The organism is Polycladidibacter stylochi (assembly GCF_001562055.1).
Lineage (GTDB): Bacteria > Pseudomonadota > Alphaproteobacteria > Rhizobiales > Stappiaceae > Pseudovibrio > Pseudovibrio stylochi.
The window spans coordinates 22,778-47,616 of record NZ_LLWE01000030.1; the positions used below are offsets into that span (position 1 = coordinate 22,778).

Annotated in this window: 25 protein-coding genes; 11 read left to right on the forward strand and 14 right to left on the reverse strand. The window is 45.5% G+C overall.

What is annotated here, in order from left to right:
• Positions 1–105: 105 nt before the first annotated feature.
• The 5 genes from AYK67_RS13475 (at position 106) to AYK67_RS13495 (ending at position 4,773) form a co-directional block, all read left to right on the forward strand.
• Positions 106–879, forward strand: coding sequence for an ABC transporter ATP-binding protein (locus tag AYK67_RS13475; protein WP_068087794.1), 774 nt, complete (start codon positions 106–108; stop codon positions 877–879).
• A 76-nt stretch (positions 880–955) separates the two neighbouring features.
• The gene (locus AYK67_RS13480) at positions 956–1,645 is read left to right on the forward strand and encodes an ABC transporter ATP-binding protein (protein ID WP_068087978.1); all 690 of its coding nucleotides are present in this window, start codon (positions 956–958) and stop codon (positions 1,643–1,645) included.
• A gap of 1 nt (position 1,646) precedes the next feature.
• Positions 1,647–2,519, forward strand: coding sequence for a branched-chain amino acid ABC transporter permease (locus AYK67_RS13485; RefSeq protein WP_068087797.1), 873 nt, complete (start codon positions 1,647–1,649; stop codon positions 2,517–2,519).
• Between the two features lie 9 nt (positions 2,520–2,528).
• Positions 2,529–3,533: a branched-chain amino acid ABC transporter permease gene (locus tag AYK67_RS13490; protein WP_068087798.1), complete on the forward strand. Its 1,005-nt coding sequence runs from the start codon at positions 2,529–2,531 to the stop codon at positions 3,531–3,533.
• Between the two features lie 43 nt (positions 3,534–3,576).
• On the forward strand, positions 3,577–4,773 hold the full coding sequence (locus AYK67_RS13495) for an ABC transporter substrate-binding protein (RefSeq protein WP_068087801.1): 1,197 nt from the start codon (positions 3,577–3,579) through the stop codon (positions 4,771–4,773).
• A 138-nt stretch (positions 4,774–4,911) separates the two neighbouring features.
• Here the strand turns inward: AYK67_RS13495 and hemP are convergent, their stop codons facing one another.
• Positions 4,912–5,085 (reverse strand): hemin uptake protein HemP, encoded by a 174-nt coding sequence (gene hemP / locus AYK67_RS16955; RefSeq protein ID WP_082735821.1) that lies wholly within the window; start codon positions 5,083–5,085, stop codon positions 4,912–4,914.
• A 263-nt stretch (positions 5,086–5,348) separates the two neighbouring features.
• Here hemP and AYK67_RS13500 point away from each other — a divergent pair, with 263 nt between their 5' ends.
• Genes AYK67_RS13500 through AYK67_RS13520 form a run of 5 tightly spaced genes read left to right on the forward strand, consistent with a single transcriptional unit; the run spans position 5,349 to position 8,207 of the window.
• The gene (locus AYK67_RS13500) at positions 5,349–5,780 is read left to right on the forward strand and encodes a hypothetical protein (protein WP_068087803.1); all 432 of its coding nucleotides are present in this window, start codon (positions 5,349–5,351) and stop codon (positions 5,778–5,780) included.
• 38 nt (positions 5,781–5,818) lie between these two features.
• Entirely contained in the window at positions 5,819–6,556 is a 738-nt protein-coding gene (locus AYK67_RS13505) for a MotA/TolQ/ExbB proton channel family protein (RefSeq protein ID WP_068087805.1), read from the forward strand.
• On the forward strand, positions 6,546–6,926 hold the full coding sequence (locus AYK67_RS13510) for an ExbD/TolR family protein (protein WP_068087806.1): 381 nt from the start codon (positions 6,546–6,548) through the stop codon (positions 6,924–6,926). The genes AYK67_RS13505 and AYK67_RS13510 overlap by 11 nt, the downstream gene beginning before the upstream one ends.
• 16 nt (positions 6,927–6,942) lie before the next feature.
• Positions 6,943–7,332: an ExbD/TolR family protein gene (locus AYK67_RS13515; RefSeq protein ID WP_068087809.1), complete on the forward strand. Its 390-nt coding sequence runs from the start codon at positions 6,943–6,945 to the stop codon at positions 7,330–7,332.
• 2 nt (positions 7,333–7,334) lie between these two features.
• On the forward strand, positions 7,335–8,207 hold the full coding sequence (locus AYK67_RS13520; protein ID WP_068087810.1) for an energy transducer TonB family protein: 873 nt from the start codon (positions 7,335–7,337) through the stop codon (positions 8,205–8,207).
• Between the two features lie 32 nt (positions 8,208–8,239).
• Here the strand turns inward: AYK67_RS13520 and rirA are convergent, their stop codons facing one another.
• From rirA to AYK67_RS13560, 8 genes are all read right to left on the reverse strand, one after another.
• Positions 8,240–8,695, reverse strand: a complete 456-nt coding sequence (gene rirA / locus AYK67_RS13525) for an iron-responsive transcriptional regulator RirA (protein WP_082735822.1) — start codon at positions 8,693–8,695, stop codon at positions 8,240–8,242.
• Between the two features lie 256 nt (positions 8,696–8,951).
• Positions 8,952–9,374 (reverse strand): MarR family winged helix-turn-helix transcriptional regulator, encoded by a 423-nt coding sequence (locus tag AYK67_RS13530; protein ID WP_068087812.1) that lies wholly within the window; start codon positions 9,372–9,374, stop codon positions 8,952–8,954.
• 97 nt (positions 9,375–9,471) lie between these two features.
• On the reverse strand, positions 9,472–9,849 hold the full coding sequence (locus AYK67_RS13535; protein WP_068087814.1) for a DMT family transporter: 378 nt from the start codon (positions 9,847–9,849) through the stop codon (positions 9,472–9,474).
• Positions 9,850–9,872: 23 nt separating this feature from the next.
• The gene (locus AYK67_RS13540; protein ID WP_068087815.1) at positions 9,873–10,193 is read right to left on the reverse strand and encodes a DMT family transporter; all 321 of its coding nucleotides are present in this window, start codon (positions 10,191–10,193) and stop codon (positions 9,873–9,875) included.
• Between the two features lie 328 nt (positions 10,194–10,521).
• Positions 10,522–11,700 carry a BaiN/RdsA family NAD(P)/FAD-dependent oxidoreductase gene (locus AYK67_RS13545; protein ID WP_068087817.1) on the reverse strand — a complete coding sequence of 393 codons (1,179 nt, stop codon included), beginning with the start codon at positions 11,698–11,700 and terminating at the stop codon, positions 10,522–10,524.
• Between the two features lie 91 nt (positions 11,701–11,791).
• Positions 11,792–12,364 carry a TetR/AcrR family transcriptional regulator gene (locus tag AYK67_RS13550; RefSeq protein ID WP_068087820.1) on the reverse strand — a complete coding sequence of 191 codons (573 nt, stop codon included), beginning with the start codon at positions 12,362–12,364 and terminating at the stop codon, positions 11,792–11,794.
• 314 nt (positions 12,365–12,678) lie between these two features.
• Entirely contained in the window at positions 12,679–12,891 is a 213-nt protein-coding gene (locus tag AYK67_RS13555) for a cold-shock protein (protein ID WP_068087827.1), read from the reverse strand.
• Positions 12,892–13,269: 378 nt separating this feature from the next.
• A complete protein-coding gene (locus tag AYK67_RS13560) occupies positions 13,270–14,475 on the reverse strand; it encodes an FAD-dependent monooxygenase (RefSeq protein ID WP_244266928.1) in 1,206 nt (401 codons plus the stop codon).
• Between the two features lie 404 nt (positions 14,476–14,879).
• Between AYK67_RS13560 and AYK67_RS13565 the strand changes: the two genes are divergently transcribed.
• Entirely contained in the window at positions 14,880–15,857 is a 978-nt protein-coding gene (locus AYK67_RS13565) for a crotonase/enoyl-CoA hydratase family protein (RefSeq protein ID WP_082735824.1), read from the forward strand.
• Positions 15,858–15,932: 75 nt separating this feature from the next.
• Here AYK67_RS13565 and AYK67_RS13570 read toward each other — a convergent pair whose 3' ends face one another.
• The 5 genes from AYK67_RS13570 to AYK67_RS13590 form a co-directional block, all read right to left on the reverse strand.
• Complete coding sequence (locus AYK67_RS13570; RefSeq protein ID WP_162265113.1) at positions 15,933–18,236, reverse strand: response regulator; 2,304 nt, start codon at positions 18,234–18,236, stop codon at positions 15,933–15,935.
• 379 nt (positions 18,237–18,615) lie between these two features.
• On the reverse strand, positions 18,616–20,748 hold the full coding sequence (locus AYK67_RS13575) for a GGDEF/EAL-containing response regulator (protein ID WP_068087836.1): 2,133 nt from the start codon (positions 20,746–20,748) through the stop codon (positions 18,616–18,618).
• A gap of 290 nt (positions 20,749–21,038) precedes the next feature.
• Positions 21,039–21,827: a glycosyltransferase family 2 protein gene (locus AYK67_RS13580; RefSeq protein ID WP_068087840.1), complete on the reverse strand. Its 789-nt coding sequence runs from the start codon at positions 21,825–21,827 to the stop codon at positions 21,039–21,041.
• 199 nt (positions 21,828–22,026) lie between these two features.
• Positions 22,027–23,148, reverse strand: a complete 1,122-nt coding sequence (locus AYK67_RS13585) for an ABC transporter ATP-binding protein (protein ID WP_068087842.1) — start codon at positions 23,146–23,148, stop codon at positions 22,027–22,029.
• Positions 23,149–23,164: 16 nt separating this feature from the next.
• Complete coding sequence (locus AYK67_RS13590; protein WP_068087844.1) at positions 23,165–24,835, reverse strand: alpha-glucosidase family protein; 1,671 nt, start codon at positions 24,833–24,835, stop codon at positions 23,165–23,167.
• Positions 24,836–24,839: the final 4 nt, after the last annotated feature.

Genomic DNA, 24,839 nt, shown 5'->3' on the forward strand with positions numbered 1-24,839 from the left:
CAACCTAGTAAAACTACAAAATTGAAGCATGAAATGCTAAATGGCATAACTGCGTAGTGTAGGTGGGCAATAAAAAAACAATAATAGGCGCCCCTGAGGAGGAACATGCTCGAAGTTGATCAGCTCACAATGAGCTTTGGTGGCTTTAAGGCCGTGTGTGATTGCAGTTTTAAAGTACAAGAAGGAACAATAACGGGTTTGGTTGGCCCTAATGGCGCAGGCAAAACGACGCTTTTTAATTTGGTGGCAGGCGCATTCCAGCCCACTGCAGGCAAAATACGTTTTTTGGGTAAAGATGTTACCAAGCTGTCTTCCGATCAGTTATTTCACCGTGGTTTGGTGAGAACTTTTCAAATACCGCATGAGTTCCATCGCCTCACGGTTCTTGAGAATTTGATGATGGTGCCGCCAAAACAAGCAGGTGAAAACCTTTGGGCAAACTGGTTTCAGCCAAATGCAGTTGCGCGCCAGGAAAAAGCTTTGCGTGAAAAAGCTTGGCAGACACTCGAATTCTTGGAAATGACCCATGTTGCCAGTCAACTGGCCGGTGCACTTTCTGGAGGACAGAAGAAGCTGCTTGAGCTGGGTCGCACCATGATGACAGACGCAAAGCTTGTTTTACTGGATGAGCCGGCCGCAGGTGTGAACCGCACACTACTGCGTAAGTTGGAAGAGAAAATTCAAATTCTCAATCAACAGCGCGGCTATACTTTCATCCTGATTGAGCATGATATGGAAATGATAGAAAAACTCTGCCAGCCAGTCATCTGTATGGCAGAAGGCACTGTATTAATTGAAGGCGACTTCCAAAAAGTGCGTCAAGACCCGCGTGTGCTGGAAGCATATTTGGGTGAAGTCGTTACACACGGGGAAGCATAAAATGACAAGTGTGCTAGAAAGCGCTCCCCCAAGCCAGGTTGCTGGTAATCCTGTGAATAAACAGCTCGTTCTGGATATGCAAGATGTGCGTGGCGGTTATGGCGATGCCGATATTCTGCATGGCGTCAGTATGCAAGTCCATGCCGGTGAGTTGGTGGCTATTATTGGTCCCAACGGGGCGGGTAAGTCCACAGCAATGAAAGCGATATTCGGGCTACTTAATGTGCGCGGTGGACAAATAAACGTTGCAAATACCGATATTGCAGGCTGGAAACCTAACAATATCGTCAAGCATGGTGTTTGCTATGTTCCGCAAGTGAATAACATCTTTCGCGATATGACCATTTTGGAAAACCTGGAGATGGGGGCCTTTTTGCGAAAGGGCGATTGCTCGGCCGCATTCGATAAGGTTTTTCAGCTTTTCCCGGATTTGAAAGAACGCCGTTATGCGCACGCGGGAAATCTTTCAGGTGGTCAACGCCAAATGGTAGCAATGGGCCGCGCCTTGATGTTGGACCCGAGCTTGATTTTACTTGATGAGCCCACAGCGGGCCTTTCCCCCAAATACATGGATCAAATATTCGAAATAACCTGCAACCTGCGTGAAGAGGGTTTGGCCGTACTGTTGGTCGAACAACACGCCAAGCAAGCGCTGGCATTTGCTGATCGTGGCTATGTTCTGGCAAGTGGCCATAACCGGCACGAAGGCACAGGTGCAGCGCTACTTGCTGATCAAGAAGTAGCAGAAATGTTTCTCGGTGGGTGATATGGGAATCTACGAACTTATTAACTTTTATGTCATTCCCGGTTTGGTGCTTGGCTCCATCTATGCACTTGGTGCAGTGGGTATTACTCTGGTATTTGGTATTTTACGGTTTGCGCATTTGGCCCATGGGGACTTGGCCACATTTGGCGCTTTTACCGCTCTTGCCGTTGTTGCCACGACAGGTGTTAACCCGTGGATAGCTTTGCCGGTTGCAATGGTTATCTGCGCAGCTTTGGCTGTTGGAATTGATAAGGTTTTCTACGATTATCTTTCGGAGCGGCCCAAGATAATCACTGTTATGGCTTCACTGGGTATTGCATTAATGCTCCGCTCGCTCATTCAAGTGATCTGGGGCGTTGATACCGAGACTTATACCCGTGGTATTGTACGGCCCGATAACTACTGGGGCTTTCGAATACGAGACCGCGAGCTCTACACACTGCTAGCAATGTTTGCCATCACCGGGGCGCTGTGGCTGTTCCTGCAAAAAACCAAGTGGGGCAAAGCCATGCGTGCCATGTCGGATAACCCGGATCTTGCCTTGCTATCCGGTGTCGATAATCGCCTGACCACCATGTTAACATGGGCAATTGTTGGCGCTCTTTGTGCCGCCTCGGGTTTCTTCTTGGGGCTAAATACCGAGCTGAAATCTATGATGGGCTGGACCATGCTGCTGCCAATGTTTGCAGCGGCTATTCTGGGCGGCGTGGGCCGTGTGGAAGGCGCTGTCCTTGGAGGGCTCGTCGTTGGTGTTGCCGAAGAACTCTCGGTACTGGTGTTACCAAGCGAATACAAAGCCGCAATGGCATTTGCCATATTGATCGTCATATTGCTGGTTCGTCCAACGGGCCTTCTAAAAGGCAAGCTGCTATAGGAGGTCCTGATGGAATTACTTGGATATCTTAACTACGCCGTATATATGGCAATTTTCATCGGTATCTATGCGATATTGGCGTTGGCCTTGAATATACAATGGGGTTTTACCGGCCTGTTTAATGCAGGTGTTGCAGGCTTTTTTGCTGTTGGCGCCTACACATCGGCGATCTTGACCAGTGCTGCTGCCGAGGGGCGCTTGGGCGGTTATGAGCTTCCAGTTATTGTTGGTTGGCTGGCTTCAATGCTTGCAGCAGGGGCAATAGCATGGCCGATAGGCAAAATTTGCCTACGCTTTAGATCCGATTATCTGGCTATCGCTACAATCGGTATTGCCGAGATCATTCGCCTCGTTATTAAGTCTGAAGGGTGGCTAACAGGTGGGGCGAGGGGCATTTCTAAAATCCCGCGACCGTTCTCAGATTTTGAGTACTTATATACCCAGCTCTCCTACTTGGCGTTGGTGATGATTGCCCTGTTCCTAGTTTATTACATGATTGAGCGACAGCTTAAAGCACCTTGGGGCCGCATGATGCGTGCCATTCGTGATAACGAAGCTGCAGCCAATGCTATGGGTAAAAATATTGAAGCTCGGCGCTTGCAGGCGTTTGTTTTCGGCTCTGCGATTATGGGTCTCGGCGGGGCGATGCTCGCCCACTATTACCGCTCCATTACCCCGGAAGCCATTGATCCGATGATTGCAACATTCCTCGTATGGATCATGCTCATTTTAGGTGGGTCCGGCAATAACAAGGGCGCGATACTTGGTGTCGTGGTTGTATGGATTATTTGGTCCATGTCTGAGTTTGTAACAGATAGCTTACCAGCAGAATATGCGATCAAAGCCAAGTACCTTCGTATTTTCATTATTGGTTTATTGTTGCAATTGGTGTTGCGTTTCCGACCGGAAGGAATTCTGCCGGAAACAGCAAAGAGCAGCACTAGCACATCAGACCAACAAACAAGCAATAACAACAAGGGAGAGGCTGAACCATCTCCCGCGCAATCAGCATAAACGGACAATTGTCCGCTATTCAAAGAACCTTCTGGAGGGGAATATGAAACTAGCTAAAATTCTTATGGCAGGTGCATTGGCAACCACAGCGCTAACAACGGCGGCAATGGCAGATGTCAAAGTTGGCCTATTAGGCGGTATCTCAGGGCCAATTGCCGCCATGTCGCCTTCAATGATTGCAGCTTCAAAACTGGCAATCGCACAGGTTAACGCTCAAGGTGGTGTTCTGGGTGGCCAAAAGCTTGAAGCAATTTTGGGCGATAGCGCATGTAACCCGCAAAACGGTGTTGATGCAGCGACCAAACTTGTTAATGTTGAGCAAATTGTTGGCCTCATAGGTCCCCATTGTTCGGGTGCCGTTTTGGCAGTAGCAAACTCGGTAACTATTCCAGCAGGTGTTGCGCTCATCACGCCTTCAGGCACTTCCCCAGAAATTACTGGGTTGGATGATGGTGATAAAGTATTCCGTACAGTTCCATCCGACGACTACCAAGGCCGTGCTCTCGCTCGTACTTTATTGGCACAAGGAACCAAGAAAGTTGCAGTCGCCTACTTGAACAACGATTACGGCTCTGGCCTTGCCGGTGCATTTAAAGCCGAATTCACCAGCAAGGGCGGTGAAGTAGCAGGCTATGCTGCACATGAAGAGGGGAAAGCCTCTTACCGCTCCAACTTGGCCGAGTTGGCAAGTGGCGGTGCAGACACTCTGGTTATTTTCGACTACGGTGACGGCACAGGTCTTACCATCCTTCGTCAATCATTGGAAAATGGCTTCTTTGAAAACTTCGTTGGCGGCGACGGCATGAAGTCTGAAGCGATTATTAAGGAGCTGGGCGCAGAGAACCTCACCACCTTCACATCCTCATCTCCAGTTGGTGAAGCATCCGATAGTAATGCAAAATTCACCAAGGCATTTACTGAGGCAGGTGGTAGCGCAGATGCTATTTTCGCCACAACATCTTATGATGCGGCTTTCCTGATGGCACTGGGTGTCGAAATTGCTGGTGGTGATAAAGCAAAAGTTGCCGCTGCAATCGCCAGCGCATCTAATGGTGAAGGTGAGAAAGTCGAAGCCGGTGAATGGAAAAAGGCTCTGGAATTAATTAAAGCGGGTAAGGCAATTGATTATCAGGGCGCTTCCGGATCGCTTGATTTCAATGCCAAAGGTGACGTTCCAGGCTCTTATGCACTGTTTAAAGTCGATGGCGATAGCTTCTCCGTAAAAACGACTATGAAATAACAAAAAAGCCCATCGCAGTTTCAAACTGCGGTGGGCTATTGGCATTGCGCAAATATTTTAAAAGGCGCAATAGCTTTACAATTTTTAGTTTTATTAATTTTACAACCAATAAAAGCGATTAAGCAAAGGCCCGACAATTTATTTGGTGAGAATCAGCTTGCCCAACTTCGTAATCGTTAGCCTATAAGTATCATCGTTATGAGATATTTGAATCTCTTTAGCGCCCTCGAACAGCTCCTTACTATTAACTGTTTTGTTCATTGCCATGGAAAACTGTGATTTCTGAGTGCCTTGTCCCGGATTTAGCTCCATAATTATCTCCAATAGCTGTATGGCTCGAAGTCAACGCAATTGAGAATAATAATCAACTGCAGAATCTTATAACTTGACTTACATATTCAACTTTGGGTAAAAGTGCAATGCCTGATGTTCATAATTTGGTGATCGCGTCCACCACTGTTGATTGTGAATATCAGTAATATCTTAATGCAAGCCACATCACGTCTCTCTCCCTCAGTGATTAGCCAGCACTAGATTTTAGATGAGAAACTAGCTGCAGTTACTAAGGGAAAGTAATGTTCAAATCTTTGCGCAGGATGCCAGCCATACTCACAGTACTGCTACCAACAGCAGTATTCGCATCAGAGCAAGCTACCAAGTCCGCAATTGTGTTTCAGCTCAACAATACTCAGCAGGTTGAAAGCGCCTGCCGCATGTCTTTGATGCTGGTGAATAAAACCGGCACCGAAATCACAGACATGGCTGTAGATTTAATTCTAATCGACGCCGAAGGTGGCGTTGGTGATTTACTGACATTGGAATCGGGGCGTTTGCCAAAGGGCAAAACACGCGTACAGCAATATGATTTACCACAGACCAGCTGCGATAGTATCTCCAGCGTATTGGTAAATGATGTCTCACTCTGTGAGGGTAAGGGTTTAGAGCCAACAACGTGCCTTGACCTTTTATCAATCAATTCACGTATCGCGACAAAATTGATTTTGTAATCCAAATCCGCAGATTATGAGCCTCTAGGAATAAACCATTGTTAGAAACATCACTTTTAAACCAGTACTTACAGCCACTTGTCGACTTACTTACCAAGGGTGGGTTTGTTGTTGCGATTCTGCTTGTATTGAGCGTTCTTTCCCTTGCCATCACACTCTATAAAATTTGGCAATTCAAACGAGTTGGTGTTGCCAAAAACAAACGGGCGCGAGGACTGGCAAAACTTTGGTGTGCAGGTAATAAAGAAATTGCCCTGCAAGAAGCAGAGAATGAAAAAAGTCTCATGGGCCAGTGCCTTGCAGCCTTAATGCGCTTACGTCTTCATGGGCAGTTAACAGAGCAACAACAACGTGAAGAAATTGAACGTTTTTGTATGGTGAAGCTTGACGAAGTGCGCTTGGGCCATCGCGCTATGGATATGATTGCGCAAATAGCACCACTTCTAGGCTTGTTTGGTACCGTTTTGGGTATGATTGAAGCCTTTCAGTCTATGGCATCAGCAGGGGCACAAGTTGATCCGGCAGCACTTGCGGGTGGAATATGGGTCGCGCTGCTCACAACAGCTGTTGGCTTGGCGGTGGCCATACCCACATCCGTTCTGCAGGCCTATTTTGAAGCTAGAGTTGAAAAGCTTCAGTTGGTGATGGAAGACTGCATAACCATGCTATTTACGTCAGCACCTATTGCCACCGGCCAGCCCGCACAAGTGATAAGAGCAGCAGACACAAAAATAAGAGATCAGAAAAGCTTCGGACTGGTTAAAGATGCATCTTAAAAATGTAACTGCCAAAGCCAAGCCATTAGGTCTGACATCGCTTATTGATGTTATTTTTCTGCTTCTTATGTTTTTCATGTTGGCCTCGACGTTTTCTAAATACCAGCGTTTGCCAGTTGCTACAGGCAATAGTGGGCAAACAACCCAAGGTAATGAAAGACCTCTTTTGGTTCGAGTAAAGTCAGAAGAAAACTACTTTGCTTTTGGAAAAGAGCTTAACTTTGATCAATTACGACAAGAGCTAAGCCAACAGCCAAAGTCTCGCAAACTGGTTATTCTGCCAGCTAAAGAAACCAATCTACAAGATGTGGTGACTCTTTCTGCCAAACTGTCGGCCGATGGTTATTCTCCAATACTAATAGCTGAATGATTATAAATAAGGTCACATGCGTTTATCAGTACCCAAAAAAAAGCAGTCCTTAGAAAATACGATTCCGCTTATCAATATCGTTTTTCTAATGCTCATTTTCTTCATATTTGCCGGCACAATAGATCGTGATGACGCCAAGTCTGTTCGCGTGCCGGAAAAGAGTGAGAAGACAGAGCAGATTTCAGCAAGTGGTGCATTGGTTGTTGCTCAAGATGGCAGCCTGCAAATGAATGAAACCGCTATTGAACTGGAGCAGATAAATAAGGAGCTTTATAGTAAGGAAGAGCCGCTCGTAGTAGTCGCATCAAAAGATATGCAGGCCATTAATCTATTAAAGATCATCAATGAGCTGAAAAAATCAGGAATTACCGAGATCTTGCTTTTGACCAAGATGGCAGTGGGGTAATCATGCAGCGCCTTAGCAAAACGCCACTTGTTTATAAGCTCTTGTTAGTCACGCTCCTCTCACTCGCAGTTCACCTAAGTGCCCTTGCTTTTTTTACAAAACCGACTGCGAAAATTGAGATTGCTGCAAAGGCTGGGTCGGCACTTAGTGTAACAGGCTCGCTAGAAGATATGGTACAAGGCTCAACGGCCACACAAAATGCGGCAGAGCCAAAGCCTCTTGAAGAGCTTGAAGTGAAGCCACAAACGCTTGAGCAAATCGAACCATTGAAGGCCTTAAAACCACAGGCAACAGGCGTCATTTTAAAACCGCGGCAAAGCAAGGTAAAACCAAGCAAGGTTAAACCTAAAGTACCGAGCAAGCCGCATAAAGTGGTGCAAAAGAGGCCGGAAAAGGTAAAGGTTGCCGCAAAAAGCAAGCCGATTGAACCAACGAAAACGCCCGTTAAAGCAATTGCACCCAAAAAACGCAGTGCAATGGTTAAAGGGGCGAATATAACGGCGCGAAAAGGTTCTTCCTCAAAGAAGAAAAGTAACCAGCCCAAAGGAAGTGGGGGGCGCGCCAAAGATGGTGATATCAAAGGAAACGCTCTTAAATCCAATTATTACGGCAAAGTATCAAAGAAATTACGTCGGTATTTGCCACGTTATTATCCGCGAAAAGCCCAAAGCAGAAATTGGAAAGGTACGGTAACGGTTGGTTTTACGATTCTGGCCAGCGGGAAGGTGCAAAACGTTAGGGTAGTGCGCTCTAGCGGTAGAGAAATACTGGATAAGGCTGCCCTTAAAGTGGTCAACAAAGCCGCTCCTTTTGCCAAACCACCAGCTGGCTTTGGTTTACCCATTTCTATTCGGGTCCCCTTAGGCTTTAAATAAAACTATTAAAGGCAACAACAGCCCTCTAAGAATTAGGCGGCTGTTGTTTCGCTGGGCTCCATATGTAAAAGGTGCCGAATATTGTTGCGATTATCCGCCAAGTCGGCAATTGTGCAGGTATCAAGGACCCCTAAAAAAGCATCGAGCGCTTTATGTAGGATGCTGTTGAAGCCACAATGATTCACAAGGGGACAATCCGGCTTGCCACCATCAAAACACTCTGCCAGCAAAAAGTTCTCTTCTGTGGCACGAACCACCTGACCAACTGTAATTTCTTCAGCCGGCCGGGGCAATGTAATGCCGCCGTTACGTCCACGAATAGTCTTCATAAGTCCAGCATCAACAAGCACCTTCATGATTTTAAAAAGGTGTGTTTCAGACATGGTGAAAGTGGCAGCAATATCGGCTACCTTACTGGGCTTATCCGGATTAGCCGCACAATACATAAGTGCACGAACAGCATAATTTGTTTGTTGTGTTAGTCTCATTGCTCGACAATGCGCTAAAAAGCGCCTCCACGTCAAATGAAAATATGGCTCTTATACTCAACTATAACACAGGAGTAATTTAGAATCATTATAAATTATGCCATACCTAGTGTTTTTGCTACATTTATCTATGCCGATGAACAAGATATCTCTTAGGATTGACAAATACGATAGGGGGACACTGAAAAACTTATGTGCGAATTCATTGTCATCTGGTGAACATAAAGTCGTTGGTTAAAGGCATCGGTGTTTGTAATTATGTTGTAAGCAGAGTAACAATCCCCAATATCTCTTCATTGCTGTATTCGCGTTTAGTTTCACGAAGTGATTTGCTTAATATATTTTCATAGTCAACAAAGGCTGTGTCATAATGTTTCCGGCCACGGTCTGTTAATATAGTATATATACCGCGTTTGTCTTTTGGGCAATTATCCCGGATCGTAAAGCCATTAGCCTCTAATCTACTAACGAGTCTGGTTACTGAACTTTGATTTAAACCAATCAAATCAGCTAATTGTTGCATACGTAACTCAGAGTTTTTAGCAGCTGCTAAAAACCTAAGTGCGTGAAACTCAGAAAGACCAATATTGTGTTTGCGTTGCATTTCCTTAGCAACATCAGCTTCAACAGCCGTAACTATTTGTTTTAGCTTGTCCCAAACCAAGCTATCAGATACCATTTGTTGTGTGCTCCCCGTAACAAGGGGTTTATAATATGCATATGCAAGTAAATGAAGCAAATATTAATATTGGTCTAAACTTTTAATATTATTTAGATTAAGAGCGTAGTTTCACGCTATCGGCGAGCTTCAGCCAGATTACTCCGATGATTATTACAGCTAGCCAGATTGCTTGATTAAGCTCTAATTTTTGGTCTAAGAAGTATGGTCCTAACACTGCGGCTCCCACAGCACCAATTCCAGCCCAAACAGCATATCCAATGCCTACATCTATCGCTTTTAGGGCAACGCTGAGAGCGTAAAGCGTCAGCAAAAAGAAAAATACGGCAAATATGGACCAAGTAAATACAGTAAAAGCTTGGCTAGCACCAACGCAAAGTGCATATCCAATTTCAAAAAAACCAGCTAATATTAACATAAGCCAAGCTCTGTTGTGATTAATAGATGAAATTTCAGAATTTACATTAGTAGACATAGTCGTTTCCTTTCTGGGAATGGTTACGCAGCACCAGTTATTCTTAGTCCAACTACACCAATAATAATTACTAGAATGCCTAGTATTTTTCTCCAGTCTAGGTGTTGATTAAAGAATAAACTACCTAGGATAACAATCCCGACACCTGAAATGGACGTCCAAATGGCATACCCAACGCCGACATCGAACGTAAGTAAGGCGAGGCTTAAAAAAAATGTTGCAACTGCGCCACTCATTAAGGTTAGAAGTGTCCATTTTAGGTTTTTAAAACCATTTGCATTACCGGCAGATATTGCGACAGCGATCTCAAAAATCACTGCTATTCCTAAATATACCCAGCTCATGATATCTCCTACTCCAGTTATAAGTTAACTTCAGAGGTTTCGATGTAACAAAGTGAATTTGTTATCATCGTATTTTCGTTGCCAAATTCTCTTATCCTGTTCGATATTCCTTTATGATATTTATTGGAATGTCTTATAAGATGCTGAAATTGTACAATAAATACTTTTCTTTATAAATGCATGTTCATGCATATATAATATCTAACACAATATGCTTGCGCATACAACTATAATTAGTCAGTAAGAAGATGTTGGGTAATGAACTCATAAATTGAAATCTAAAATGAGGTAAAAATTAAGAATTGAACATTGATTAATATTTGTATCACTAAACATACTGCCCGGCTGCATAGCCGGAAGACCAAGCCCATTGAAAGTTGAAGCCACCAAGATGGCCGGTTATGTCAACCACTTCCCCGATAAAGTACAAATTAGAATTAACTTTGGCAGCCATTGTTTTTGATGAAAGTGCATTGGTATCAACACCGCCTGCGGTAACCTCGGCTGTTCTATAGCCTTCCGTGCCGACGGGCTTTACCTGCCAGTTGTGAATGGCTTCATGTAAAAGCCGCAGTTTCTTATCACTAAAGTCAGCTATTTTGCCATTAAAGCGATGCTGCTCGCATATAAATGTAGCCAAACGCTTAGGAAGAAGTTCCGCAACGAGGGTGGAAATCTCCCGCCGAGGCGTGTCGCTACGCGCTTGCCGCAGGCTCTCATAGCAATTTCCATCAGGGAATAGGTTAATTTGCAATAAGCCACCTTCGCGCCAATAAGACGATATTTGCAAAATAGATGGCCCCGATAAACCGCGATGCGTAAACAGCAAGCCCTCACGAAAAGAGATGCTGCCATACTTTACTATGGCGTCCACACTAAGTCCGGAAAGGTGTTTACTCTTCTCGCGCATATCTTGGTCAAATACCAAGGGCACCAGAGCAGGGCGCGGCGGAATAACCGCAATACCAAACTTTTTAGCCACATTATAACCAAAACTAGTGGCACCAATTTTAGGTATTGATGGGCCACCGGTTGCAATAACAAGGCTTTGGCACTCTAAGGTGCCCGCACTACTCGTAACCGTGAACCCCTGGTCTTGAGCTCTAATCTCCTGAATATGGCATTCCAGCTTAATGCTGGCATCAAGTGGCTCTAATAAATGCAGCAGCATGTTTATGATGTCAGTAGCACTCTCATTACAAAATAACTGGCCAAGCGTTTTTTCGTGCCAGCCAATCCCATAGCTCTCAACGAGCTCAATAAAGTCGTGCTGGGAAAAGCGCTTAAGAGCAGAAACACAAAACCGGGGATTTTCGCCAAGGTAGTTGGCAGGGTTACAATGTAAGTTGGTGAAGTTACACCGACCGCCACCAGAAATACGAATTTTCTCGGCAAGTTTATTACTATGGTCCAACACCACAACACTGCGGCCGCGTTTTCCCGCTTCAATGGCACACATGAGCCCTGCTGCACCACCGCCGATAATTACTACATCTGTTTTCTGCATAAATTTCTCATAGAATCCCACTTCAAAATGTCAAGCATGAACAACTCAAAGCAGGCAAGGGATAAAGCCAGCCCAAGATATAATCGATATCCTAGGCAATTTTTAAAGAGACATCCCTTTTGAGTAATTCGATTAAATAGTCGAACTTCTCGATGGTTTGGTCAAAAGTGGCAGGTAAGATATCAAAGAGCTTTTGCGCACGCACACCTTCAATAGCCATATAAACAAGGCTGGCAAGTTCCGGGTTTTCGCTTTCCTCTAAAATCCGGCTGTATAGATTTTGATTAAAGCGGCGCATGGCATCAAGTAAAGAGTTGTCCTCACCAATGGCCACAAGAATACCTGAATGCACTTGCTCTTTGCAGCTCACCCGCTGCTTGATTCCAATCAGCAATGCACGTGCCAGCTTATTCGGGTAAGGGTCATCTGCCAGCTCGGCTTCTGCATCCGCAACCCCTTGTTCTAGGTCATTAATATAATACTCAATAATTGCTTTAATCAGGGCATTTTTAGTCGGGAAGTTATAAAGCAGTCCTCCTTTTGAAATGCTCGCTAATCGCGCTATTTCGTCAAGTGAGAAGCTGGTACCACCTTCGTCAATATAGTTAACTGCTGCCTCAAGTATGCGTTCACGAGTTCTGGCGGAGCGATTACTAATCTTCACTGGCTTTTCCTGATTCAAGCAATTTAGTTTTTGTCTTTGTTTTAATAATTACGCGACAAGATATAAAAGCCTAGCAAAAATAACCGATTAATAAAAGCCATTCCAATAAATAATTGGCAGAGCTTCGAATCGCACAACTGTAACGATCGTTTATTTCTTAAGGTTCAGACTTGAATGTGTATGTATTATTACTTGCGCAACCTGATTGTAACGTTGCGTTACATAGTTGTTAATTAATGCGGAAATAAAAAAAAGTTGTATTCAGACAATAAAAAATGCCCCTCAACCTAACAGGTAGGTGAGGGGCAAAAAAATTAGCTCAGTTCAATTTGAGCTGCCTGCTGGCCACGGCCACGGCGGTCTTCTTCTGCGATGAAGGTCAAAGCAGCACCTTCAGCAGGAACAGCAACGCCGGAGCGCTCAAAAGCTGTAATATGAACAAAGATGTCTTTGCCACCTTCGCTAGGTGTAATGAAGCCGAAACCACGATCGTGATTGAAGAATTTAAGGGTACCATTCTGGCGCATGTTACAAACGTCCTCTTAACCCGTTATTAGGCACACCCCGTAAGGTGCATGAAGGGACGAGCAGTCAATTTAGTCGGGTAAGTCTGGCGTTTGGCCACATGGCATAGTCGCAGTCTCAGCCGGGTCTTAAACAACAGCCCGTTGATATAGCAGTTACCTGCTCCTGTGCTGTCTGGACCTACCGTGGCAGACACCAAAACACCAAAAGCCGTGAGGGTGCTACCCCCTGGGATATCATCAGTAGCACTAGCCGTTTCCTTTGCAGGACTCAAGCTCCAAAAGTACTGGGCATTTGCTACCTATAACTTTCATTACACAATTCTTAGCCTAAATACTAGCCTTGTTTATGTTCATTAAGGGCATTTCATTTTTTAGCCTTTATTGGCCTAAAAATTTCATCATACCTTTAGCCGCCGCAACACCACTTGCAAATGTACCTTGCAGCAAATAGCCGCCGGTTGGCGCTTCCCAGTCAAGCATTTCTCCAGCAGCAAAAATACCGGGTATTTTTTTAATCATCCACTGGTCGTCCAGTTCAGAAAAACGAAGGCCACCTGCCGAGGAAATTGCGCGCTCAAGGCCGCGGTATCCATTCACTTTAAATGGTAAAGCTTTGATTTGTACTGCAAGTTCTGTTGCATTGCTTGGTACCGGCCCCGCTTCACGCAATAGGGCTATGGCAATAGGCGATAAGCCCACTGCTTTACGCAGATAGTTACTTAATGATTGTTTGCCTCTTGGTCGCAACAGCCTTTGCTGAAGCTGCGCCAAAGTTTGATCAGGGCGCAGATCTACATTTATCATAGCAAAGCCGTGTTGAAGAACATCATCACGAACAAAAGATGAGAGTGCATATATCGCACCGCCCTCAAGCCCGCTTTTATCAATGAGCGCTTCCCCCTCAATACGTCTGCCGTCATGCGTAAGTGCAATTCGCTTAAGGGGCTGACCTTTGAACTTCTCGATAAAATATGATGAAAAGGGGATTTGAAGACCGCAGTTGCTTGGTAAAAACGGTGCGAGCTCAATATGGTGCTTTTGCAATATTGTGCTCCAGTCACCGGTTGAGCCAAGCTTGGGCCAAGAGGCTCCGCCCAATGCCAAAAGTGTGCAATCAGCCTTTACATGAACAATGTCTTTTGTTGGGGTTTCAAAGAGTAATTGCGCGGCCTCGCCAAAACCTATCCACCGATGTTCACTCAACAAGCGCACGCCCAACGCTTCTAAGCGCAACAACCAGGCGCGTAGAAGTGGTGAGGCCTTGAAAGTTTGAGGAAAAATGCGCCCACTTGAGCCCGTGAAACAATCAATTCCGAGATCAGAGCTCCAGGCGCAGAGTTTTTCCGGCGTGAAGGTTTGAATAGCTTGAATGAGCTTCGGCTCGAAAGGGCGGTATTTTTCTATAAAAGAGCTGAGGTCTTCACTATGTGTTAAGTTCAGGCCCCCATGCCCGGCCATGAGAAATTTGCGGGCTGCAGTCTTTTTCTGGTCATAGATAGCAACATCAATTCCTTGCTCTGCTAGCATTTGAGCCGCGATTAGTCCGGCAGGCCCGGCACCAATGATAACCACCTGTTTACCCACAAAAACTCCAAAATATCTAGCGTGAAGCATAAGTCCGTTGAGACTTGCTTGTATCGCTATGAATAAGGCACATCAAGCCTAGTACCTGTGTGTTTGCTTAGCTTCTTCAGTGCTGAGATAACTATAATAATAAAAATTAGATTAAAATCTAAAGTAAGTACCGGTTTCCGAATATAGCTTTTATGTTAATGAAGTATATGTTTATTTATTCAAACTACATCTAGGGAATCTATAAATGAAATGAATTTTTCTAATAGTCGATCACATTTTCTCTTGGGTTGTAGTTAATGCGGCGACAGAAAAAAGCTTAAAAACCCCTTGTTTCTAAATCAAAGGGTGAATGAAGTCATCGGTCGCCATTTTTAAAAGCGCAGACGGCAACACGCCGGAAAATGGGGAATAACATGTCTTTTGCAACAGACCTACAAATAAATCCAAAAATCAAATCAATTGGCTCTAAAGTTACAAAAGCAAATAACGACCTTACAAAAAAGGTAACCGAAGTATCACTTGAACAACAGTTTATTGCGTCTTCAAGCAGTCAGGTTGATCTGGAATTTGATGCGAATATCAACACGCTCTGGCTCACAATGCTTGCTGAAACAAGACCATGTTTTACACCGGAGCTATTACATGAACTCGCCGAGGCGCAGTATACCATGAAACGCCTTAATCAGGCTTACAGCTCAGGTGCACAAATGCCGGTGAAGTACAAAGTCATTGGTTCCGATTGCGATGGCGTATTCAATTTAGGTGGGGATTTGAATTTATTCCAACAACTTATCGCAAGTGCTAACAAAGCCCAGCTCACAGCTTATGCAACTGCTTGCATTGATGTCATTCACCGCAATGCAATTGCATCGAACCAGCCAGTAATCACCATAGCAATGTTACAGGGCGATGCCTTGGGTGGCGGCTTTGAAACAGCATTGTCTTGCGATGTTATTATTGCCGAGAAGCAAGTCAAAATGGGGCTTCCAGAGATATTGTTTAATTTGTTTCCGGGCATGGGAGCTTATAGCTTCCTCTCGCGCAAATTAGGGGGGAAGCTGGCAGAGAAAATAATTTCTTCTGGCATACTCTACAGCGCACAAGAGCTTTTCGACATGGGGCTGGTAGATGTTCTTGCCAATGAAGGTGAGGGGCGCTCGACAACGCACGCCTATATCAAGAATCATCACCGCAAGCACAATGCATATTCAGCAATCTTTCAAGCAGGCAAGCAGGTTCAGCCAGTATCCTATGAAGAACTCAAATCTGTGGTAGATATTTGGGTAGAGGCTGCACTGCGCTTAAGCCCGCAAGACCTTCGCAAAATGCAGCGGTTGGTGAGCGCACAAGATAAATTTGCTCCACAGCCCGCACAGGCGCTGCGCCGTTAAAGTTTTTAGCGTGCATGTAATTCAAAGGCAAAATTATAAGTTTGATAGAAGGCGCAAGGGTATCCATGCGTCTTTCTATTCGCAAGCTGTTTCAACCACTTCAAATATAGCTTCGCGAATAAGTGGGAGCGAGTTCTTTAAAGCCAGTAACGCGTCCCCACCTTGGGTACCAAGTTTATGCGCTGACATGTTTTCAAGCTGACGGCATATTTTTTCGATAGCCTTCACTCCCAAATTACCGGAGATTGATTTAAGAGCATGTGCCAGGCTGCGCACTTTGCTATTGTCTTTTGCACTCATTGCCCCTTCTATTTGCTCAATAAGTTCTTGCGCTTCTTGCAAGTAGTCGTCGGCAAGTTTTTGCACAAATGCTGCCCCCCCCAGCTCAACTAGTTCAATCAGTGTCGCATTATTCAAGAGCTTATCACTCGCGAAAGCCATGTTTCTAACAGGCCCAAGACCGCTGTTCATGTGCTCTTGTAGGTTAATGAGCTTTCCTTCAATCGAGCGCGCTTCGCCCCCGTCAAAAGGGCGCCCAAGAGCGCGCAATGTCTCATCAATTAGTCGTAAAAGCTCGTTAGGGGCTATTGGCTTGGCGGTACATTGGTCAGCGCCAGCGTTTAGTGCATTTGTTTTGGCTTGCGCTGTGGTATCTGCGGTAATGGCTATAATGGGTAACCTTGTTCCGGTTATCTCGCTGTAACGTTGGAGTTTAATCGTCTCAAGGCCATTCATCACCGGCATATTCATATCTAACAATAGTAGATCATAGGCTTTACGTCCTAAAAGCTCCAAGGCTTCTTCGCCGTTTTGGGCCAAGTCGCAACTGTGCCCACCCTTTTCAAGTATTTTCGTTATTACCTGTTGGTTCGTAATATTATCGTCGGCCGCAAGTATTTTTAAATCCCGATATTGCGAGGTATAAGGTTCGCTATTGGCAAGCTTTTCTTTTGGCCCTTCACCGCGCACACTTATACTGTATAAGGCTCTGTGAAACTGCATGGAGTATATGTCATCGCGGTTGATAATAGCATGGCACAAATGCCGTAGTGCTGGTAAGCCGTAGCGCTCCATAAACCTGACACCGCGACTTTTAATTCGAAAAAACTGCTGGTCGCCAACAAGCAATATGTTTTCAGGATTAAGTCGCCGCGATATGATAAGTCCATGCAAAGTATTGTGTAGTCGGTGTACCTTCTCAATATACTGCCGTTTTTTAAGAGTATTCCCGAAAGGCAGCTCGATAAGGAGAAGGGGCAGAATGTGGTCAGGTGGCAGCTGCAAATACACATTGACCGCATCTTGCAGACTGTGGAAGTTCAGTATTTGCATATTCCACTGTCCCAGCCGTTGGGAGATCGCTTCAATATCCGATGACCGTTCATGAACATAGAGGCAGCGGTTTTTGGTAAAGTTTGTCCAGCTTGGTGAGGGCACAGCACGATGAATGGGAAGTTCAACGCGGAAAACTGAACCAATTTGGACACGGCTTTGAACCTCAACAGTGCCCCCCAGCAAACCGCAGATTTGTTGCACAATGGCAAGGCCGAGCCCACTTCCCCCGAAACGGTCGACAATTGTGGCATCAGCTTGGGTAAATCGCGAGAATATGTGTTTTTGTGCCTTGGGGCTAATACCAATGCCGCTATCTTCTACCTCTAGCACAAGGTTGAGCTTGCCGCCCTTCATTTGCTTCGCCCGAGCGTAAACACCAATAAAACCATGCTCGGTAAATTTAATTGCATTGCTGGTTAGGTTGATCAAAATCTCTTTGATGTAGCGTGGGTCGGCTATGAGTTGTATTGGCAGATCGGTATCAATGTGTGTTGTAAGCCGCAGTCCTTTTCTTTTGGCCTCCGATTGGCATATCGTGAGAACTTCATAAAGTAATACACTCAAATCAAAAGGTTTTTCTTGAATGGCCGTCTCATTTGCTTCCAGCTTGGAATATTGAAGCACTCTGTCAATCAGGTTCAATAATGTCTCGCCGGAGTTTTGAATACTATAAACCATCTCCGCTTGCTCGCGCGAGCTTAAGTGGTCTTCAAGTAAGTGGCTCATTCCAATAATGGCATTCAGAGGTGTCCGCAACTCATGGCTTACTGATGCCAAAAACAAAGTTTTGGCGTGGTTGGCTTCCTCGGCTTTTTGCTTGGCTACCGCCAGTGCACGAATAAGCTTACTTGCATATAGCGGGATGATAATGAGGCTTAGGCCCAATCCCCAGGAGAGGTAGCTGTGTTCTGCCCAATAACGGGTATGCATAACTATACCAAAACCGATAAGCGATATAATACAGGCAAGAAGTAAATAGCGCTGCCCAAAGCGAAACCCATTTCCGAATATTACCCAGAAAAATACTGGATAAAGTGCTGCCATTGTAGCGCCGCCTAAGTATAGAGTAATTGAAAGAGTGCTACAATCAAATAAAAGTGCAAACATTCTCCTGATTTTACTAGTGTGCGGGTGTATAATTGCTTCAATAAACAATATAAGGCTAGTGCCAAGGAATATGCCAAGAATTGTTGCAATTTGCTGATAAGTGTCGTCGAGCGCATTTTGGCTATAATAGACAACAGGTATGAGACAAAATGATATAATGACACGGTTAAGTGCCATCTCCGCCTCTCCACCAGAAGCTGTAATCAGGCTACGTAAATGCAAGAACCTTATTGTCAGTACTGAACGAACCTCATTTATTGTGTCAAGGACCTGCTGTTTTATGTGAGCAATTACTTTCAAGTATCACCGACCAAATCTAGGCAAAAACTTGGCCGTTTTGGATAACCTGCAAGAAGAAGTCATCAGCACTCATCGGGCGGCCAAAATAATAGCCTTGCCCGTTGGTACAGCCTGCTTGCCGTAGCCAGGCTGCCTGTTCCGGCTCTTCAATTCCTTCCGCTAAAACTGTAAGGCCAAGGCTTTGACCAAGGCTTATAATCGCTTTGGCAATAACCTCGTTATTTTTATCGCGCAATAAGTCACTAACAAAGCAATGGTCAATTTTAAGTCCATCAATTGGCAGTTTGCTTAAATAAGCCAAGGATGAATAACCCGTCCCGAAATCGTCAATTAAAATCCGCGCTCCAAGCCCTTGTATTTCTAGCAGGGAGGGGGCAATTGTATCCGCGCCATGCATCACAATTTGCTCGGTTATTTCAATTTCCAATGCTTCTGCCGGTAAGTTGCTAGCATGTAATGCGGCCTCAACAAGCGATGGGATATTTTGTTTTCTAAATTGCGAGGGAGAAAAGTTCACGGCAACATGCAAATGGTCGAGCCCGGCTTGATGCCACTTATGGGCTTGCCGGCAGGCCTCGAATAAAACCCACTCCCCAATCTCCATTATCAATCCGGTTTCCTCGGCCATAGCTAAAAAAACTTGAGGTGAAACGATGCCATGACCGGGGCGCTTCCAGCGCAGTAACGCTTCGGCCCCGATAATTTGACGTGTCTTGAGATTGACTTGCGGTTGAAAATACAATTGGAATTGATTGCAGTGTAGTGCTTGTCGCAATTCGGCTTCAAGCGCCATATTCTCTCGTGCTTTGCGCCCCATAGTTTGCGAGAAAAGCCTGAAAGTGTTCCCCCCTTCGGCTTTCGATTGATACATGGCCAAATCCGCATGGCGCAACAACTCATCGCTGGACAACCCGTCATCAGGATAGCAAGTGATGCCAATACTGGTGCCGATATGTAGTTGTTGCCCTTCAAGGCTGAATGGTTCGGTAATAAGGTCAACAACTTCGTTAGCAAGAACCAATGCGCTTTCACTACTAGTTAGATTTGCTTGCAAAATGGCAAATTCATCACCGCCTAGGCGGGCGACAAGGTCATTTTCGCCAATACACCGTTTAAGCCGCTCTGCAATCACCTCTAACAATCGGTCGCCAGCGCGGTGTCCAAGTGCATCATTAATGGATTTAAAGCGGTCCAGGTCCAGAAAATGTAAGGCAAAAAAGCTGCCATTACGACGACAACTCTGAATTTCCGCATCAATGCGTTCGCTCAGCAATGCTCTGTTCGGTAAATCGGTTAGGCTGTCATGATGGGCGATGTGCAGGAGGTGGGATTCAACACGTTTTCGATCAGTTATATCTGTTGCAGTCGTAACCACATGTGTTGTTTGGCCACTTTGGTTTACTAGTGGTTGCTTTGAAACCCAGAAATGTCCGTTACCACCATTTGGTAGCCGAAGTTCCATTTCAAAGGGGGGTAAAGCAGAGCCGGTTTTAAAGACTTTTTCGTTAAGCAGTTGATGGGTTCTTACGCCGCCAAAAGCAAGCAATGAATATAAATTGCGACCAATGATTTCGCTTTTGGATTTGCCGACAAATCGCGCAAAAGCATTATTCACAAACACACTATTATTATCCCGGTCAATAGCTGTAATCATCGAGGGGACGCTGTCAAGAATTTGCAACATTTGCTCAACATTCCCTTCAAACATAAAGGGCGATGTTTCTGCTAGGTTTCCTGTTATTTGGGTGCTGTAGGCTTTGTGCTGCTTTTTGAGTTTGTAGCACATTAAATGGTTACGGGCGCGGCGTAAAAACTCGTTATGGTCGAGCGGACTTTGAATAAAATCTGTGGCCCCTGCCTCAAGGGCGCGCATTCGAAAAGTCTGGTCGGAAAACGCAGTTATCACAATAATCGGGACATGAAGGCAGCCAGAGATTTCCCGGATAGATTTCGCAACTTCTGCTCCATCCATTTCGGGCATGCTGTAATCGCTCACAACGAGGTCAGGCGTAACCTCCTGCATAAACTGCAGCGCTTTAACAGGGCTGGCAAAGCAATGTGTTTCAATCCCGTCTTCAACCGAAAGTGCGAGTTTATTAAGTATCGCTCGATTTATAGCCCGGTCATCGATAACAACGATGAGCGACATATTTGCCCCGTCCCCCTAGTACGCATCATTAACGAAATGCGAGATTCTTTTCCAAGAGAATAAATGGGTTACCCTTAGTAAATCTAGTGATAGAATGAAAATAATTCACTTAAAGTAAGACAATTGAACAACTTTTAACCCCTTTGTATTGATTGCTAAGAACACAAGAAGTATTTTGCAATAATACGCGTTCTTTTTAAAAACATAAAACAAATTTGAAATAAAACTAATTAAATAAATTCAGTGCGTTGGAGAAGCAGTTTAAAGCTAAAGAAAAACTACTGCTTTTGTTAAATTGACTTATTTTTACTTGCAATTAATTCGGCCTCAAGTGCCTTCGCCACACGTAAAAATCTGGAAAAGGCATAATTGGTGGAGATAACGATACCCCACCAGCCATACAAACAATATTTACGTATAAAATAGGCCTTCAAGAAAGCTATTGGGAACTCGCTAAGAAGGCGGAACCTAGGCAATACACGGCCACGCTTTCTTAAGTCTGCGACCTGCATCGTGGAGTAGCGGTTCATTTTGTTTACTTGGAATTCTATAGAGCGAATAGAACGGTGCTCGATTATTCCCTCTAAATGCCTTTCTTGGGCACCCTTAGGGGGGCGAACTGTATCGTGTACAGTGCTCTTTGAGAAACGGCCAATTGTCCTGTTATACAAACGAATTTGCTTATAACCATATGCGTGCTTGGCAGGGGTCACTTCATGTGCCCAAACATCGCGAATATCAACAGTCCAAAAATCGCAGGCGGTAATAACTCCTGCGTCAAAGAGTTTTTGTATTTCAAGAGCAAGCTCAAGGGAAACGGCTTCGTCGGCATCAATATTCAAAATCCAGTCATTTCGGCACAGATCTTCGCCAAAGCGCTTTTGTTCTCCATAGCCGGGCCACGCGTTAAAGATGACTTTTGCGCCTTTGGCTTCGGCAACGGCAGGCGTACCATCCGTTGAGCCGCTATCAACAACGATGATCTCGTCAACCCAACCGCGAACGCTCTCGATGCAACGCCCAATTCTATCGGCTTCATTCAAGGCAATTATGAATACAGAAATAGGTAAATGTACCATTTACTGGTGTCACCTGTTATGTTTCATAATCAATATCGAGAGAATGGGTTTGCAGTAAATTCTTGCTAAATGGGCACCAATTATGCACTAAGAATTTATGCTGGTTAAATTTTAAATAACGTATAGTAACTAAGGCAAAAAAAGGGGAAAGCAGAGCCTTCCCCAAGTCTACGTGAGCAAATGCTTCACGCCCAGATATTTATGCCTGCGCTGCAAGTTTCTCTGCTGCAAGGTCTTTCAAGTGGCGCGAAAACGCCAAGCCGTTTTCATCGAAAACATGTGCCAAATCACTTGGCACAGCGAGCTGGCATGTACTGCCTCTTTTTGCTTTGGCATCACCCGTGCCTTGAACGGTAATAACCTCACCGCTTTGGGTACGCACATAAAGAAAGTGGCTCTCGCCCAGCTCTTCAATCACATCAACATGGCCGCTAAAGCCGCCACTTTCAGTCACACTCAAGTGCTCAGGGCGTATGCCAAGGCTTACTTTTTGGCCAACTTCCGCTTTGCTGCCGTCCACATTGGCACACACGCTTGCCCCGTCAATCAGCTGCACAGTAATTGATGTGGCACTGGCGTCTACAACCGTCCCTTCCAAAAAGTTCATCTTGGGAGAACCAATAAAACCGGCTACAAATTTGTTACGGGGCTTGTGGTACAACTCAAGCGGAGATCCCACTTGCTCAACCCGTCCCGCATTCAACACAACAATCCGATCCGCCAGGGTCATGGCCTCCACTTGATCGTGGGTCACATACACCATAGTGGCTTGCATGTCCTTGTGCAGCTTAGCAATTTCAATACGCATCTGTACGCGCAATGCTGCATCAAGGTTAGAAAGCGGCTCATCAAACAAGAACACTTTCGGATTGCGAACAATTGCCCGGCCAATGGCCACACGCTGCCGCTGCCCACCGGAAAGCTGCTTGGGTTTGCGTTCAAGCAACGGTTCCAGCTCGAGAATACGCGCAGCTTCCATGACCTTTTGCTTGACTTCTTCTTTGCTACCACCGGATAGCTCAAGACCAAAAGCCATGTTCTCATAAACGTTCATATGCGGGTACAGCGCATAAGACTGGAACACCATAGCAATCTGGCGCTCTTTCGGGCTTTTCTGGTTTACCAGTTCACCATCGATATAAAGCTCGCCAGCGGTAATGTCTTCCAGTCCGGCAATCAACCGCAACAGGGTAGACTTGCCACAGCCCGAAGGCCCCACAAATACCACAAACTCACCGTCTTTGATGTCCAGATCAACCCCATGGATAATGCGGGTTTTACCGAACTCTTTTATGGCGTTTCTTAAGTTGACATCAGCCATTATATTGCCCCCGAAATTACTTGTTCAGCCGAAAGTAGCCAGCTTGCCAAGCGGGCAGTTGTGCAGTGGAACCGTTCAAGCTGCATGAGAAACCGTTATCGCTAAGAACTTCACATCCATCAAGCAACTCAAGGTGTACCTCTGCTAAATCGTTGCTCAAATTGAACAGGCAAACAACGGTTTCACTGTCTAATTCGCGTTTAAAGCCGAAAACTTTATCATGTCCGGTTTCAATCAGTTCAAACGCGCCTTTTTGCAGGGCTTTAATCTCTTTACGCCAGTTTAAAAAGGCGATGCTTTTTTGCAGTGGTGAATGTGGGTCTTGTTGTTGCTTTTCAACGTTTTCCGCAATGTGTTGTTCATCAACAGGCAACCAGGGCGTGCCAGAAGTAAAGCCGCCATGCTCGGTGTAACGCCATGCCATAGGAGTACGACAACCATCACGACCTTTAAAGTCCGGCCACATTTCAATGCCATAAGGATCCTGCAGCAACTCATAGGGAACCTCGGATTCGCTCCAGCCCAACTCTTCCCCCTGGTAAAGGCAAGGGCTGCCTTTTAGCGATGAAGTCAAGGCCAGCAAACAAGAGGCAGCAGCCCGCTTGTCAGCTTCAGGAGACAAACGCGAAACCACGCGTTTCACATCGTGGTTCGACATCGCCCAGCAAGGCCAACCACCTGGGGCTTGTTCATATAGGTTGCGCACGCCCTGTGTAATGTAATCAGGTGTCGGCTCGTTGGAGAGCAAATCAAACACATAAGACATATGAAGACGCTTGTCGCCCTCGGTATACTCCTTCAACAACCCGTAAGGGTCTTCTTCAGAGCCGATTTCGCCCACCAACATGCGGTTATCGTACTCATCCATCACCGCCCGTAGCTTTTCTAGGAAAGCAAGGTTTTCAGGGCGTGACTTATCATAGGTATGGTACTGGTAGGAATAAGGGTTGGAGAGCGGCGCTGTGTTCAGCTGGCTTAAATCTTCATTGGGGCCATTGTCACGCAGTTCCTGGTCGTGGAAGTAAAAATTCACAGTATCAAGGCGGAAACCGTCCACGCCCAACTCCAGCCAAAAACGAGCAGCATCCAACACAGCAGCTTGCACTTCTTCATTGTGGAAGTTCAAATCAGGCTGCGAGCGCAAGAAGTTGTGCAAGTAATATTGTAAGCGGCGGGTATCCCACTGCCAAGCTGAGCCGCCAAAAATAGAAAGCCAGTTATTGGGGGGGCTGCCATCAGCCTTTGCGTTTGCCCAAACATACCAGTCGGCCTTGTCATTGGTGCGGTCGCGGCGACTTTCAACAAACCATTCGTGCTGTTCAGAAGTATGTGAAATGACCAAGTCAATCAGCACCCGCAGCCCTTGTTTGTGAGCTTCTTGCAGCAATTGCTTGAAATCATCCAGTGTGCCAAACATCGGGTCAACATCACGGTAATCCGAAACGTCATAGCCAAAGTCGTCCATTGGCGATTTCATAAAAGGTGAAATCCAAATAGCATCTGCACCCAAGTTGGCAATGTAGGGCAGGCGCTCGATAATACCAGGTAAGTCGCCAACCCCATCGCCATTACTATCGGCAAAAGAGCGTGGGTAAATCTGGTAGAGCACAGCACCGCGCCACCAATCAGGGTCATTAACCAGCCGTGTTTCCATTTCAGGAGCATCAATCTTTGCAGCGACAGTCATTATT